The organism is Arthrobacter sp. SPT-J7, assembly GCF_059089965.1.
In genome coordinates this window covers 99,176-113,105 of sequence record NZ_JBNHFF010000007.1, presented here as the reverse complement: position 1 = coordinate 113,105, position 13,930 = coordinate 99,176, and the positions used below count along the sequence as shown (strand labels likewise).

General features: G+C 65.2%; 13 protein-coding genes. 4 read left to right on the top strand and 9 right to left on the bottom strand.

What is annotated here, in order from left to right:
• Nucleotides 1–40 precede the first annotated feature (40 nt).
• The 3 genes from rpsA to polA all read right to left on the bottom strand — a co-directional run bounded on the left by rpsA (nucleotide 41) and on the right by polA (nucleotide 5,999).
• Complete coding sequence (gene rpsA, locus AC5RWX_RS13070; RefSeq protein WP_493939644.1) at nucleotides 41–1,513, bottom strand: 30S ribosomal protein S1; 1,473 nt, start codon at nucleotides 1,511–1,513, stop codon at nucleotides 41–43.
• 293 nt (nucleotides 1,514–1,806) lie between these two features.
• Complete coding sequence (locus AC5RWX_RS13065) at nucleotides 1,807–3,120, bottom strand: GNAT family N-acetyltransferase (RefSeq protein ID WP_493939643.1); 1,314 nt, start codon at nucleotides 3,118–3,120, stop codon at nucleotides 1,807–1,809.
• Nucleotides 3,121–3,368: 248 nt separating this feature from the next.
• Nucleotides 3,369–5,999, bottom strand: coding sequence for a DNA polymerase I (gene polA / locus AC5RWX_RS13060; RefSeq protein ID WP_493939688.1), 2,631 nt, complete (start codon nucleotides 5,997–5,999; stop codon nucleotides 3,369–3,371).
• 142 nt (nucleotides 6,000–6,141) lie between these two features.
• On the opposite strand from polA, the gene AC5RWX_RS13055 reads away from it, so the two are divergent.
• Nucleotides 6,142–6,639: a hotdog fold thioesterase gene (locus AC5RWX_RS13055; RefSeq protein WP_493939642.1), complete on the top strand. Its 498-nt coding sequence runs from the start codon at nucleotides 6,142–6,144 to the stop codon at nucleotides 6,637–6,639.
• A 112-nt stretch (nucleotides 6,640–6,751) separates the two neighbouring features.
• Here the strand turns inward: AC5RWX_RS13055 and AC5RWX_RS13050 are convergent, their stop codons facing one another.
• From AC5RWX_RS13050 to AC5RWX_RS13035, 4 genes are all read right to left on the bottom strand, one after another.
• Entirely contained in the window at nucleotides 6,752–7,780 is a 1,029-nt protein-coding gene (locus AC5RWX_RS13050; RefSeq protein ID WP_493939641.1) for an alkaline phosphatase family protein, read from the bottom strand.
• 108 nt (nucleotides 7,781–7,888) lie between these two features.
• Nucleotides 7,889–8,440 (bottom strand): dihydrofolate reductase family protein, encoded by a 552-nt coding sequence (locus tag AC5RWX_RS13045; RefSeq protein ID WP_493939640.1) that lies wholly within the window; start codon nucleotides 8,438–8,440, stop codon nucleotides 7,889–7,891.
• A gap of 26 nt (nucleotides 8,441–8,466) precedes the next feature.
• A complete protein-coding gene (locus AC5RWX_RS13040; protein WP_493939639.1) occupies nucleotides 8,467–8,691 on the bottom strand; it encodes a hypothetical protein in 225 nt (74 codons plus the stop codon).
• Complete coding sequence (locus tag AC5RWX_RS13035) at nucleotides 8,688–9,962, bottom strand: inorganic phosphate transporter (protein ID WP_493939638.1); 1,275 nt, start codon at nucleotides 9,960–9,962, stop codon at nucleotides 8,688–8,690. The genes AC5RWX_RS13040 and AC5RWX_RS13035 overlap by 4 nt, the downstream gene beginning before the upstream one ends.
• A 391-nt stretch (nucleotides 9,963–10,353) precedes the next feature.
• Here AC5RWX_RS13035 and AC5RWX_RS13030 point away from each other — a divergent pair, with 391 nt between their 5' ends.
• Nucleotides 10,354–10,974, top strand: a complete 621-nt coding sequence (locus AC5RWX_RS13030; RefSeq protein ID WP_493939637.1) for an L-threonylcarbamoyladenylate synthase — start codon at nucleotides 10,354–10,356, stop codon at nucleotides 10,972–10,974.
• 110 nt (nucleotides 10,975–11,084) lie between these two features.
• On the opposite strand, the gene ligD is transcribed toward AC5RWX_RS13030, so the two are convergent.
• Nucleotides 11,085–12,107 (bottom strand): non-homologous end-joining DNA ligase, encoded by a 1,023-nt coding sequence (gene ligD / locus AC5RWX_RS13025; protein ID WP_493939636.1) that lies wholly within the window; start codon nucleotides 12,105–12,107, stop codon nucleotides 11,085–11,087.
• A 51-nt stretch (nucleotides 12,108–12,158) separates the two neighbouring features.
• Here ligD and AC5RWX_RS13020 point away from each other — a divergent pair, with 51 nt between their 5' ends.
• The gene (locus tag AC5RWX_RS13020; RefSeq protein ID WP_493939635.1) at nucleotides 12,159–12,824 is read left to right on the top strand and encodes an alpha/beta hydrolase family protein; all 666 of its coding nucleotides are present in this window, start codon (nucleotides 12,159–12,161) and stop codon (nucleotides 12,822–12,824) included.
• Nucleotides 12,825–12,845: 21 nt separating this feature from the next.
• Here the strand turns inward: AC5RWX_RS13020 and AC5RWX_RS13015 are convergent, their stop codons facing one another.
• Nucleotides 12,846–13,286, bottom strand: a complete 441-nt coding sequence (locus tag AC5RWX_RS13015) for a nuclear transport factor 2 family protein (protein ID WP_493939634.1) — start codon at nucleotides 13,284–13,286, stop codon at nucleotides 12,846–12,848.
• A 188-nt stretch (nucleotides 13,287–13,474) separates the two neighbouring features.
• Here AC5RWX_RS13015 and AC5RWX_RS13010 point away from each other — a divergent pair, with 188 nt between their 5' ends.
• Nucleotides 13,475–13,927, top strand: a complete 453-nt coding sequence (locus tag AC5RWX_RS13010) for an SRPBCC family protein (RefSeq protein ID WP_493939633.1) — start codon at nucleotides 13,475–13,477, stop codon at nucleotides 13,925–13,927.
• Nucleotides 13,928–13,930 lie beyond the last annotated feature (3 nt).

Below are 13,930 nucleotides of genomic sequence, written 5' to 3'. Positions count from 1 at the left end.
CACGCGGCGACGGATGGCGAGGACGCCGTTGACGCAGTTGTTACTGGCCGGTCAGCTTCTCGCGCAGTGCAGCCAGAGCTTCGTCGGAAGCCAGGGTGCCGCCGCTGGAGGCGGGAGCCGCCGGGGCGTCGGAGGAGTAGCTGGTCGGTGCAGCCTCGGACTCGCCCGGAGCCTGGGCTTCCTCGGCCATGGAAGCAGCAACCTGCTTCTTGTGGGCTTCCCAGCGAGCCTGGGCGTCAGCGTACTGCTGCTCCCATGCTGCGCGCTGTGCTTCGTAGCCTTCGAGCCATTCGTTGGTCTCCGGGTCGAAGCCCTCCGGGTACTTGTAGTTGCCCTGCTCGTCGTACTCGGCAGCCATGCCGTACAGCGCCGGGTCGAACTCGGTGCCCTCGGGGTCGACGCCCTCGTTGGCCTGCTTCAGCGACAGCGAGATGCGGCGGCGTTCCAGGTCGATGTCGATGACCTTGACGAAGACCTCGTCATTGACGGAGACAACCTGCTCGGCCAGCTCCACGTGGCGCACGGCCAGCTCGGAGATGTGGACCAGGCCCTCGATGCCGTCTTCGACACGGACGAACGCACCGAACGGTACCAGCTTGGTGACCTTGCCCGGGACGATCTGGCCCAGGGCATGGGTGCGGGCGAAGGTCTGCCACGGATCTTCCTGGGTGGCCTTCAGGGACAGGGACACGCGCTCGCGGTCCAGGTCCACCTCGAGCACCTCGACGGTGACTTCCTGGCCAACCTCGACAACCTCGGAGGGGTGGTCGATGTGCTTCCAGGACAGCTCGGAGACGTGCACCAGGCCGTCGACGCCGCCCAGGTCCACGAAGGCACCGAAGTTGACGATCGAGGAGACAACGCCCGGACGGACCTGGCCCTTCTCCAGCTTGTTGAGGAAGGTGGAGCGGACCTCGGACTGGGTCTGCTCGAGCCATGCACGGCGGGACAGCACAACGTTGTTGCGGTTCTTGTCCAGCTCGATGATCTTCGCTTCGATCTGCTGGCCGATGTACGGAGCCAGGTCGCGCACGCGGCGCATTTCGACCAGGGAGGCGGGCAGGAAGCCGCGCAGGCCGATGTCGAGGATCAGGCCACCCTTGACAACCTCGATGACGGTGCCGGTGACAACGCCGTCCTCTTCCTTGACCTTCTCGATGTCGCCCCAGGCGCGCTCGTACTGAGCACGCTTCTTGGACAGGATCAGGCGGCCTTCCTTGTCTTCCTTGGTCAGCACCAGGGCTTCGACCTCGTCACCGACGGCGACAACTTCGCCCGGATCGACGTCGTGCTTAATGGAAAGCTCGCGGGAGGGGATGACACCTTCGGTCTTGTAACCGATGTCGAGCAGGACTTCGTCGCGGTCAACCTTGACGACAGTGCCTTCGACCAGATCGCCATCGTTGAAGTACTTGATGGTTGCGTCGACGGCTGCGAGGAAGTCTTCAGCGGTACCAATGTCGTTGATGGCGACCTGCGGGGTACCGGGCTTCTCGGTGGAGGTGATGGTCATGTAGTAGGGGCTCCGATGTGGATAGTTTTATGAGTTCCGTTACTGCCCTGCCTCCCGGCACGCAACAGCACTCAACCGCTGCTGCCCATGGGATGCATTGCCGTTTACGGAAACGGACTGATGTATTTTGGTGAAGCTCATGGAGCCTGCCCTCCGTAGGAAGGGGCTCTCCATACGCATTACGCGCCCAATAAGTCTAGCCGGTCAGCCCAATTCGGGCAAAGCGCGCCGCCTCGTGGCGCGGCGGGCCGGCGCTAAGGCCGTGGCCGACCGCCCGCCCGCAGGTCACCTGGTCAGAAATGCGTGATGCAGTAGGGCGCGGTGTCCGTGGCGAACAGGCGGTCCAGCCGGGAAACAGCGTCGTCGTCGGAGGTCCCGGAGAAATGCCCGGCCGCGGCCAGCGTCCGGGCCCGGACCCCGCCCAGGAAGAGGGAGCCAAGCGAATCCACCGGCACGACGGCGTCGACGTCGACGTCCTCAGCCAGCCGGTCGACTGTACCGCGGCCGTCCCTCACAGTGAGCCGGTAAGCGCCGCCGCAGATGTCCAACGGATCGCTGATCCGCAGCGTGCAGGTGCCGTCGTGAAGGTACGGCCGGGTCTGCAGCACCGTCACCGGGTCCAGCACGCGCAGCCACAACACGTCCTCCACCGACTTCACCTCATAGCCGCGGCCGTCCGTCAGCCCCCAGGTTAACGGATCCTGCTCCGGGCCGAGCGGGAACTGGATCCGCTCCACCAGGTCCAGTGATCCGAGATAGCGCCACAGCTCCAGGTAGGCATCCTCTCCGTCGGCGACCAAGTCCATCACCTTCACGGTGTACGGCTTGTTTTCCCAGCCGGCGAAGCGATAGCTGACGTAGCCGTCCGGGCGGCCGCCGCCGTCGTAATGCACTGCCGTGCGCAGCGCCTTGTCCTCCGACACACTGTCCTGGCTCCAGCGGCCGGAGACACGCAGGGCGTAGCTGGCTTGGCGCCCGATGGAGCCCAGCACGCGGGCATGAAACCGCTTGAACAGCTCCGGCGCCAGCGCCTGGAGCGAGGCCGGGTCGGCCAGTTCCATCGTTCCGGTCGCCGGGGCGCGCAGTCCGAACCGCTCCCGGACATCGATTTCCACTTCGCGGGTGAATGTTGCGGCGCCGAAACCGAACCGGCCGTAGATGGTGGCCTCGGAAGCCGTCAATGCCGCCATCGCCAGCCCCTGCTCGGCTGCCTGCTTCAGGTCGTCGGTCATCATCCGCCGCAGCAGGCCGCGGCGACGGTGGGTTGGCCGGACGGTGACAGCGGTAATGAGGTGCGTGTCCATCAGCCGTCCGCCGCCCACGTTGAGGGTGTTGACCATGGTGGCGTAGGTGGCGACGGGAATCTGGGCGTCCCACGCACCGGGGCGCGGCGCGTCATCGTAGGCGCCCCAGAGGATGCGCCGGTCGGCCTCGTAGGCCTTGGTGTAGGCGGCAACGTCGCTGGGATCCGGCTTTTTGTCGTGGAAGCCGAGACCGACCGCTTCGAACCAGCCGAAAGTCCTGGCATCGGGTTTTTCTCCGTCGAGTCCGGCGGCAAACCGGTCGATGCGGAGTTCCCGGCGGGTGTCCTGCGTGTGGGTGGTCACGGTTTGTGAGCCTAGCCGCACCTCCCCCGGTCCGCCAGAGCACCTCCAGGTTAGGCAACGCCGCCAGCCCAGGTGCGAGACTGGGCGGGTGCCGGATCATTCAACGCTACCGGTTACGTGAACGAGGCCGATGGATGGGCAGCGGAACCGGCCACTGATCATCGAGTGGAGAAAAGTTGCAGCGCGCCTTGGCGTGTCGCTGCAACTTCGCGCTCCAGTCGATGGTCAACAAAGACGCCGGCGACCGCCTAGTGGCCGGCTTCCTGCCAGTTGGCGCCCACGCCCACCGAAACGTCCAACGGCACGGACAAGTCTGCCGCACCGCCCATCTGGGCCCGGACCAGCTGCTCCACCTGCTCGCGCTCCCCCGGTGCTACTTCCAGTACCAGTTCGTCGTGGACCTGCAGCAGCATCCGGGATTTCAGCCCCTGGTTGAGCAGTTCCTCGGAGACGCCGAGCATCGCCTTCTTGATGATGTCCGCGGCGGACCCTTGAATCGGCGCGTTCAGGGCCATGCGCTCCGCCATTTCCCGCAATTGCCGGTTGTCGCTGGCCAGATCCGGCAGGTACCGGCGGCGGCCTTCGATCGTGGACGTGAACCCGTCAACCCTGGCCTGGTCCACGACGCCGCGGAGGTAGTCGCGGACGGCGCCGAACCGAGCGAAGTAATCCTTCATCAGCGTCCGCGCCTCGTCCACGGAGATGTTCAGCTGCTTGGACAGCCCGAACGAACTGAGCCCGTACACCAGCCCGTAGGACATCGCCTTGACCTTGGCGCGCATCTCGCTGGTGACGTCCTCGGGCGCGACCCCGAAGATGTGCGCACCGACAAACCGGTGCAGGTCCTCGCCGGAGCGGAATGCCTCGATCAGGCCTTCGTCTCCGGACAGGTGCGCCATAATGCGCATTTCGATCTGCGAGTAGTCTGCGGTCAGCAACGTTTCGTAGCCCTCGCCGACGACGAACGCTTCCCGGATGCGCCGGCCCGCTTCCGAACGGACCGGGATGTTCTGCAGGTTGGGGTTGATCGAGGAGAGCCGCCCGGTGGCGGCCACCGTCTGGGCATAGGTGGTGTGGATACGCCCGTCGTCCGCCACGGTCTTGCGCAGGCCTTCCACCGTTTGCCGGAGCTTGGTGGCATCGCGGTAGGCCAGCAGTTGCACCAGGAACTCGTTGCCGGTCTTGGCGAACAAATCATTGAGTGCGTCGGCGTCGGTCGAATAGCCGGTCTTGATCTTCTTGGTCTTCGGCAGGCCCAGGTCCTCAAACAGCACGGCCTGCAGCTGCTTGGGCGAGCCCAGATTGATTTCCTTGCCGATGATGTCGAAGGCTGCCGAACTGGCGGCGTCGATGGTGACCGTGAAGTCGTCCATCAGCCGGTCCAGTGCGTCGGTGTCCATGGCAATGCCAGCCAGTTCCATTCGCGCCAGCACCAGCGACAGCGGCAGGTCAAGCCCGCCCATCAGCTGGTTGGCGCCGCGCTCGACCAGTTGCCCGGCAAAATGCTCGCTCAGTTGCAGCGCCGCGAACGCCTGGACCACGGCGGGGCCGGCCTTGTCATCCTCGCTCAGGCCAAGCTCAAGCTGTCCGCTCGCGGCTGTTTCGGAGGCCGCCACGGACATCTTCAAGTGGTACTGGGCCAGGTCAGCGAGTTCGTAGCTGCGGCGGTCGGGCTGGATCAGATAGGCCGAAATGGCAGTGTCGTCCACCACCCCCAGCAACTCGAAACCGCGCCGCGAGAGAACCTTGTAGGCGTACTTGAAGTCATGGATGATCTTGGGCGCGTCCAGGTCGGACAGCCAATGCGCCAGCAGCTGCTCGGCCTCGGCGTCCAGCGATGCCAGCGGCACATAGGCCGCGCGTGCGTGCGCCACCAAAGCCAGCCCGACGGCGTCGTCCCCGCCTTCCGCAGTTTCCACCACCAGCTGCAGGGCGACGTTCAGCTGGTTGCTCTCCGCCAGCCATTCCTTGAGCGCAGCTGCGTCGGAAACCACCTGATACGGGGGGGCGTTGACCTCCGTCTCGCGCACGGCGTCTTCCTCGCCGAAGAGGTCGAAGAGGCGCTTCCGCAGGGTGTTGAACTGCAGCGCGTCGAAGAGTTCCTCGATGGCGGCGCGATCCGGGTGCTGCAGCACCATGGTCTCCAGCTCCACCGGCAGTTCCAGATCCCGCAGCAGGTGGTTGAGCCGCCGGTTGCGCTTGACCGAGTCGACGTTGGCGCGCAGGGCTTCGCCGACCTTGCCGCCGATGGAATCCAGGTTCTCCAGGATGCCGTCCACTCCGCCGTACATATTAATCCACTTGGCCGCGGTTTTTGGGCCCACGCCCGGAACGCCCGGCAAGTTGTCGGCCGTTTCGCCGACCAGGGCGGCCAGATCGGAATACCGCTCCGGCCGGACGAAGTACTTGGACTCCACCGCGGCGCTGTCCATCGGCGGGATGTCGCTGATGCCCTTCTTCGGGTACAGCACGGTGACCTTGTCCGTGATCAGCTGGAAGGCGTCGCGGTCGCCGGAAACCACCATCACTTCCCAGCCGGCTGCTTCAGCCTGGGTGCTGAGCGTGGCGATGATGTCGTCGGCCTCATAACCGTCGAGGGTGACGGTCGGAATCTGCATCGCCTCCATCACCTTGACGATCAGGTCCACTTGGCCGTGGAATTCCTCCGGCGTCTTGTTCCGGCCGCCCTTGTACTCGGCGTACTCCTGAGTCCGGAACGTGGGGGTGTCCAGATCGAAGGCCACCGCAACGTGCGTGGGTTGGCGCTGCTCAATCATCTTGATCAGCATTGAAGTGAAACCGTAAACCGCGTTGGTGTGCTGGCCGGTATCGGTGGAGAAGTTCTCCACCGGCAGGGCGTAAAAGGCGCGGAACGCCATGGAATGGCCGTCGATCAGCAGCAGTCGGTGAGGGCCGGAAGATTCGCCCTCCACGGCGGTCAGCGGAGCCCCGCCGGCGTCCAATGTGGCTGTCGTTGCGTCCGGTTTGTTAGTTTCACTCACACCTGCCAGCCTAGTTCCCATGAGCGACAAATTCACACCCGACGGCGGTGTGCCCGAACACGTGCAGCCGTCTGCGGCGGCGACGATCGCAGAACTCGTCGACGCAGGTGTTCCGGAGCACCTGCACCGGTGGCTCGCGCACACCGGCGTTGGTTCGCTGGTGGTGAAGATGGGCATTGTTTTCAGCGAAATGACCCCACAGCGCATCGTTGCCAGCATGCCGGTGGAGGGAAATACCCAAGTGGCGGGCATCCTGCACGGCGGCGCCCATGTTGTGCTGGCCGAAACGCTGGGTTCCTTCGCTGCAGCGCTGCATGCCGGACCGGGCCGCCACGCCGTCGGGATTGAAGTTGGCGCCAGCCATCACCGCTCCGTCTCCTCCGGGCTGGTTACCGGAACAGCGACGGCAATCCAGCTGGGCCGATCGCTCACAGTGCACGAAGTGGTGATGACCGACGACGAGGGACGACGCCTCTCCACGGCACGGATCACCAACATGATTCGCGACAACCGCTGACGCTGCGCCTTCCGCGCCGGTTTGGGTCAGGCCGTGCGGCCTTCACCGTGGGCGAGCCGAAGGACCGCTCCGCACTTCCTGAATGGCCTCTCCTAGATCGCGGCGGCCCACCCTACCGCAGCAGGTCGTTCATGACCGGCGCGTTCCGGTCGTTCTCGGTGAGCGGCTGCAGGTTCCACGCGTCTTCGATGGTGTGCAGCAAGGAATAGTGGCTGTACTCAGCATTGGACCGGTAGGACCTCTTGGCTGCGGATCCTGCGAAAATCGCCGCGACGTCGTTGCGGCTGCCGCGGCCTTCGTCCCAGGTGATCACCAGCAGAGAATGCTGTTGCGTGAAGGCCGGAGAGGAAAGGATCTTCGGCACCTCCCGGGACAGCCACGCATCCCCGGTTTCGATGGAGCAGTTGTGCATATCGTCGCAAAGGTTGGGGCTGATGAAGACGTAATCCGGCAACGTGGAGGCCGTCTTCAGGTCGCGGGCCAACTCGGTGAAGGGGACAATGTGTTCGGCACAGTCGGCTGCGTCAGCGGTGAGCCCGGGGTAGTACATGAAGGGATTGTGCTTCACGGCGTAGAGTCCCGAGTTTTCAGCGCTGCAGGGGCCGGGCATGCCTTCGGCATACATTTTCCAGGTACGTCCCGACTTCCCGATCTCCCCGGCAATACTGTCACCGCGGGCCAGGCAGTTGCCCTCCGTCGGAAGGCAGTCGTTGGTGATGCCAGCGGTAGTGCCGCCCGTCAGCGCCAAATAGTTAGGCAGGCTCGGGTGCGCCACTGCCACATAGTCGGTCGCCAGCGCATAGTCCGCCGCCAACTGGTTGATGAAGGGCGCGGAAGCGCTGCCCAGCAGATCGGCGGCGGGCTTGTTTTCCTCCACGATGATCACCACATGGTCCAGTCCGCCGCGGCGACTCGGCGCCGGTTCCGTTCCCTGCGCAGGCTGGCTATGGCCGGGCGCCGGTTTGGTTTGCTGCGCAGGCAAACTTTGGCTGGTCACCGGTTGCGGCGCCTCCGGGCTTGGGCCAGGCAGCGGCCGCCCCAGGCCACAGGCCCCGATGGCCAGCACAGCCAGCAGCACGGCCACAAGGGCTGGGAAGGGCTTGGTCTTGCAGGGCGGAAACTGCGGCTGGCGAACGGTCATGGTGGATCCTGTGCTGAAGTCCCCCGGTGGATGGCGGATCGGCGCGCGAGGACCGTCATGCTCAGCCGGGCTCGGCGATCAAACCTGATCAAACCTCATTCTGTTGCGTCACTGGAGCGTTACCGGTGTGAGGTCGTAGTGCATCTCGACCAAGTCGCCGAAGGCGCGGGTGGCACGAAGCCGGGCCGGCGCCGTCGTGCTTGAGACGGGTAACAGCGGCTGGCCGCCGCCCAGCGCGACCGGGACCAGGGTAAGAATCAGTTCATCCAAGAGCCCGGCGGCCGCGTACTGCGCAGCGAGTTGGCCGCCGCCCATCAGCCACACATCTCTCTCACCGGCGTCGGCGCAGATGCTCTGATGGAAGACAGAGACGTCGCCGCGAACAAACGTGATGTCCGCCCCCGGGATGCCAGGCAGTTCGTGGTGCGTGAAAACCCACGTGGGTGTTGAGCCGTAAGCCCACGAACTGGGCCCCTCGGACACGAGGAACTTGTACGTCTCGGAGCCCATCACGATCGCGCCGACGCGCTGCATGAACGTCTCGATGCTGTCCTGGACGCCGGTTGCCTCGTTAAACTGCATCAGCCAGTCGAGCTTGTTCCTGCGGTCGGCGATGTACCCGTCCACCGAGCTGCCGACATAGTAGATAGTCCGGGCCATGGGCCCATGCTAGCCAGCGGGAAGGACTAGTGGAAGGCGGGCACGATGAGGTAGATACCGTAGCCCACGGCCACAGCCGCCACCCCGAAGCACAGGTAGGCCAGGCCTCGGTAGGCCGGGCGGCGCGACTCAGTCGCATCGTTGGCGACCGCCAACAGGCGGACGCCGAGGCCATAGGAACCGACGACGAGCAAAGCCGATACGAGAGTCGCGACGGCGACGATCAGGAACGCCATCCAGTCGATGTTCATCGTGCCTCTCCTTCATCGGTACCGGCGTGGTTGTCGGTGGCCCCCGTCTTGCCGGCAGCCGGTGCAGTGGGCACCGCCGCTTGCCGGGCGCGTTTCTTGGCTGTGGGTTTGCGCTTCTTCTTGCGTTTGATCCTGACGATTTCACCGGCCTGGTCCACGTCGCTGATGGCGTTGTCATGACCGACCTTGTTGCGCTTGGAGATGAAGTACATCAGGCCGATCACCGCCACACCGGCCACGGCGTCGATCACCACGCCGGCGACGCCCAGATGCGCGATGAACGCTGCCAGGGCGCCAATGCCGCCGGCCGCGGGCAGGGTCAGCAGCCAGCCGATGCCAATGCGCCCGGCAGTGGCCCAGCGGACCTGCGCTCCCTTGCGGCCCAACCCGGACCCGATGACCGAGCCGGAGGCTACCTGGGTGGTTGACAGTGCGAAGCCCAGATGGGAGGAGGCCAGGATGGCCGACGCTGTGGAGGACTCCGCGGCGAAGCCTTGGGCGGGCTTGACCTCGGTCAGGCCGGACCCCATGGTGCGGATGATCCGCCAACCGCCGGAGTAGGTGCCAATGGCGATGGCCAGCGCACAGGACACGATGACCCAGAACTCCGGACCGGTGCCCGCCGCTTGGAAACCGCCCGCGATCAGCACCAGCGTGATGACGCCCATGGTCTTCTGCGCGTCGTTGGTGCCGTGTGCCAGGGCCACCAGCGACGACGAGAAAATTTGGCCGTAGCGGAACCCGCCGCGTTTGGGGCTGGAGGCGCTCTCGTCCCGTTTGGTGATCCAGTAGGCCAGTTTTGTCGCCAAATACGCCACCGTTCCGGCAATCAACGGGGCCAGGATGGCCGGCAGCAGCACCTTGGACATGACCACGCCGTAGTTCACCGCCTGGAAGCCGGCACCGACGATGGCAGCACCGATCAGCCCGCCGAAGAGGGCATGCGAGGAACTGGACGGCAGGCCCAGCAGCCACGTGATCATGTTCCACACGATCGCACCGATCAGTCCGGCAAAAATCATCAGCGGTGTGATCTGAATGCCACCCTCTCCCTCGCGGATGAGTCCGCCCGAAACGGTCTTGGCCACTTCGGTGGAGAGGAAGGCGCCCACGAGGTTCAACACGGCTGCCAGTGCCACAGCGGTCTTGGGTTTGATGGCCCCGGTCGCAATCGGCGTCGCCATCGCATTCGCTGTGTCGTGGAAGCCGTTAGTGAAATCGAAGAACAGCGCCAGCACGACGACGAGCGCGACTATGAAGGTGAGATCCACCTAGTTACCCAATCTTGTTGGAAGAATTCATCGTGAGTTCACCGGGCCGGGGTTGTGGAAGCAACTTTCGGCAAACTGCCTTCCGATTGTAGAGTGCCGCCGGGTCCGCGCAAACCGGACCGGGTCCGACGCGTGCGCTCCCGCGGGAATGCCCCGCCCCGCCCCGCGGCAAGGCCCGGGCCCGCCCCTGCGGGAAAGCCGGGCTTCCCCGGCTTGGAGCGCGCAGTTCAACGGTGGGATGAACGCGCAAACTGCGGCATGGATCACATGCCTATCGGCAAGCGTGGGAGACCACAGATCGGCGCCCTGTTCGCCTCTGATGCCGCGCCCGGGCCGGAGACCGACCACCCACTCGTGGATCAATTAACACCCATCGTCGTAAGCTCAGGGAATGGCGAGATACTTCGACGTCCACCCCCAGAACCCCCAGCCGCGGTCGATCGGCCAGATCGTCGACCTTGTCCGGTCCGACGCCTTGATCGCGTACCCCACCGACTCCTGCTATGCGTTCGGCGCCCAGTTGGGTAACCGGGACGCCCTGGACCGGATCCGGACCATCCGCCAACTCGACGGGAAGCACCACTTCACCCTGGTCTGCAAGGACTTTGCCCAACTGGGCCAGTTCGTGCTCGTCGACAACACGGTTTTCCGCAGCATCAAGGCCGCCACTCCCGGCAGCTACACCTTCATCCTGCCGGCCACCAAGGAAGTTCCGCGCCGGTTGCTGCACCCGAAGAAAAAGACGGTCGGTGTCCGGATTCCGGCCAACAACGTCGTCCAGGCCATTTTGACGGAACTGGGCGAACCGCTGCTTTCCAGCACGCTGCTGCTGCCGGACGAGGACGAGCCGATGACCCAAGGCTGGGAGATCAAGGAGCGGCTGGACCATGTGGTGGATGCAGTGGTGGACGCCGGCGACTGCGGTTCCGAACCATCCACCGTGGTCGACTTTTCCTCCGGCACTGCTGAGGTGGTCCGCTACGGCGCCGGCGATCCGTCCCGGTTCGAGTAGGCCGGCCGGCTCAAGTAGGCCGTCCCGGTTCGAGTAGGCCGCCTGTTCGCGTAGGCTGGCCGGCTTGAGCAGGCCGGTTCGCGTAGGCTGGCCGGCTTGAGCTGGCCAAGTCAGTCCTTCTTGCGCGCCCTGCTGGGCTGGACCCGCGGCGGCTCGCCCGGCATCTTCGGATAGTCCGGCGGGAACGGCATCTCGCCCAGGCCGGCGGCCAGGTCGCGCTCCCACCACTGCAGCAGGACGTCGATTTTGCCCGGGTTATCGTGCATCGTCGCCCAGGGATCGCCGGTTGACTTCAACCGGTCCGGGACCGTGGCAATGGTGAAGTTCTTCGGATCCGCTGTCTCCAGTTCATCCCAGCCGATCGGGCAGGACACCGAGGCGTGCGGCAGCGCTCGCGGGCTGTAGGCACCGGCCATGGTCCGGTCGCGGTTGGCCTGGTTGAAGTCCACAAAGATCCGTTCCCCCCGCTCTTCCTTCCACCAGGAGGTCGTGACCTGCTTCGGCATCCGCCGCTCGATTTCCCGCGCCGCGGCAATGACGGCGTGGCGTACATCCAGGAACTCGTGCGTCGGTTCGATCGGAGCGAACATATGCAGCCCGCGGTTTCCGGACGTCTTGATGAACGCTTCAAGCCCGGCCTCGGCCAGCACTGACCTCAGTTCGATGGCCACCGGGATGGCATCGTCGAAGGACGTCCCCGGCTGCGGATCGAGGTCGATGCGCAGCTGGTCGGGATTGTCGGAGTTCTCCGCCCGGGAAGGCCACGGATGGAACACCACGGTGTTCATCTGCACCGCCCAGACGGCTGCGGCAGGCTCATCGAGCACCAACTGCGGGTGCGAGCGCGCGCTCGGATAGACCACCATCACCGAACGCACAAAGTCCGGGGCACCCTTGGGCGGATTCTTCGAGAAGAACTGCTCGCCGTCGATCCCGTCGGAGAACCGCTGCAGGGAGACCGGCCGGTCGCCGTTGGCGCGGATGAACGCCTCCCCCACTTCCGCGATGTAGCGCGCCAGATCCAGTTTGGTGATGCCGAGCTCGGGCCACATCACCCGGCTCGGACTGGAGATGCGGATGTCGCGTTCACCGTGCGGTCCATCGACCGTCAGCGTTGTTTGTTCGCTGGCCATGGGAACACCTAAACATACACACCTCGCTTCTGGCGAGGGCATGATGGGAGCATGCAAGTCAGCGAGTCGCATGTGTCCATCGACGTGGGCGAGGCCACCGTCTCCGGTGTCTATGCACGGCCGGATGCTCCGGTCGCAACAGTGGTGGTGGCCCACGGCGCCGGTGCCGGCATGGACCATCCGTTCCTGTCGGGCTTCACCCGGGCATTGAACGACGACGGCGTGGCCACCTTGCGCTTCAACTTCCCCTACCGGGAGGCCGGCAAAAAATTCCCCGACCGCCCGCCGGTTGCCCTCGAGGCCTGGCGTGCTGCCATGCAGGAAGCGGCTGCCCGTTCCGATGGCGAACCGCTGTGGGCTGCCGGGAAGTCCTTCGGCGGCCGCATGGCGTCGATGGCCGTCGCCGAGGGCATGCCCGCAGCGGGCCTGGTCTACCTGGGCTATCCGCTGCACCCGCCGGGGAAGCCGGAAAAGCTCCGCGACGAGCACCTGTACGGCCTCACGCTGCCGATGCTCTTCCTGCAGGGCACCCGAGACACCTTCGCCACCCGCGAGCTGCTCGAATCCGTGGTCGAGCGGATCGGGCCCAACGCAGCTCTCAATTGGCAGGAAGGCGGCGACCACTCCTTTAGCGTGAAGGGCCTCAAGCGTTCTGCGGACGACGTCGGCGCCTCCTTGGCAGCGCCCGTGACCGAATTCCTGCGCTCACGCCGCTGACCTCCAACAACCGCGCCGTGGCTAGGACTCGTCCCGGTCCACAATGGTGTCGATGGTCCGCGGGGAGGTGATCGGATCGGCATGACGGTGGGCTACTTTCCACTGGCCGTCCTCCAACCGGAAGACCGTTGTGACCCGCAGTGATACCGGCAGTGCCTCCTCGGAGCCGTCGACCTTCGCTCGGGTCCGCTCGATTTCCACCATGTAGGCCAAGTCTGTGCCGGCGTACGCGGACACGCGTTCGAACCGGGTAGGCTCGCCCTCCCGCAGCAAGGCAGCCGCCCGGTCCATGGTCTGCTCAACCCGGTCCGTGCCGCGGCCAGGCGGGCCAAGCGGATTCGCGAGCGTCACGTCATCCCGTTTTGAGAACAGCTCCTTCTGAAGATCAGGGTTTCCGCGGACAAACTCATCCAGGGCGTGATGGTACCGCTCGACGATCGGATCAAGACCGGACCAAGACATGATTCCTCCTGCTGCCGCCGCGGCCGCAAGCCGTCGGCGCTGGTGGGCCGTCGGTACAGCCATGGTCCCACCGGCCGGCCGGGGACGTCCATCAGATCTCCCTAGCCGGGCTCCTGTCCCGGGACTACGCTGGGCGGCAGACGATGCCCTCGGTACCCTCGCACAGCATTCCCTTGAGGAAGGATCCGATGAAGGAGCGAAGCAGCGGATTCACGCTGGAGTTGGAAACCCTGCTGGAAGCACCCTGCGAGCGCGTCTTCCGCATGCTGACGGAACCGGCCGAGCTGGCTCAATGGTGGGGCCCCGAAGGCTTTAGGACGACCGAGGCCACGCTCGACCCACAACCAGGCGGCAGGTACCGCCTGACCATGCAGCCGCCCGACGGCGAACCCTTCCACCTTGCCGGTGAGTTCCTCGAGATCAATCCTCCCCGCCGCCTCGTCTACTCCTTCCGGTGGGAGGAACCCACACCCGATGACCGCGAAACCATCGTCACACTTTCGCTCGCGCCCCAGGGCGACCTCACGTGGATCGCGCTTTCCCACGGCGAATTCGCAACCGAAGAACGGCTCGCCCTGCATCGGGCCGGCTGGACGGACGCCCTCGGGAAGCTTGCGCAGGTGATTCGCTCGGGAACCTGACGA

Excerpts from the sequence above, each read along its gene's own strand:
- AC5RWX_RS13020 (WP_493939635.1), top strand. The coding sequence starts at position 12,159 with ATGCAAGTCAGCGAGTCGCATGTGTCCATCGACGTGGGCGAGGCCACC.
- AC5RWX_RS13015 (WP_493939634.1), bottom strand. The coding sequence starts at position 13,286 with ATGTCTTGGTCCGGTCTTGATCCGATCGTCGAGCGGTACCATCACGCC.
- AC5RWX_RS13055 (WP_493939642.1), top strand. The coding sequence starts at position 6,142 with ATGAGCGACAAATTCACACCCGACGGCGGTGTGCCCGAACACGTGCAG.
- AC5RWX_RS13030 (WP_493939637.1), top strand. The coding sequence starts at position 10,354 with ATGGCGAGATACTTCGACGTCCACCCCCAGAACCCCCAGCCGCGGTCG.
- ligD (WP_493939636.1), bottom strand. The coding sequence starts at position 12,107 with ATGGCCAGCGAACAAACAACGCTGACGGTCGATGGACCGCACGGTGAA.
- polA (WP_493939688.1), bottom strand. The coding sequence starts at position 5,999 with ATGGCGTTCCGCGCCTTTTACGCCCTGCCGGTGGAGAACTTCTCCACC.
- AC5RWX_RS13045 (WP_493939640.1), bottom strand. The coding sequence starts at position 8,440 with ATGGCCCGGACTATCTACTATGTCGGCAGCTCGGTGGACGGGTACATC.
- AC5RWX_RS13040 (WP_493939639.1), bottom strand. The coding sequence starts at position 8,691 with ATGAACATCGACTGGATGGCGTTCCTGATCGTCGCCGTCGCGACTCTC.
- rpsA (WP_493939644.1), bottom strand. The coding sequence starts at position 1,513 with ATGACCATCACCTCCACCGAGAAGCCCGGTACCCCGCAGGTCGCCATC.
- AC5RWX_RS13010 (WP_493939633.1), top strand. The coding sequence starts at position 13,475 with ATGAAGGAGCGAAGCAGCGGATTCACGCTGGAGTTGGAAACCCTGCTG.
- AC5RWX_RS13050 (WP_493939641.1), bottom strand. The coding sequence starts at position 7,780 with ATGACCGTTCGCCAGCCGCAGTTTCCGCCCTGCAAGACCAAGCCCTTC.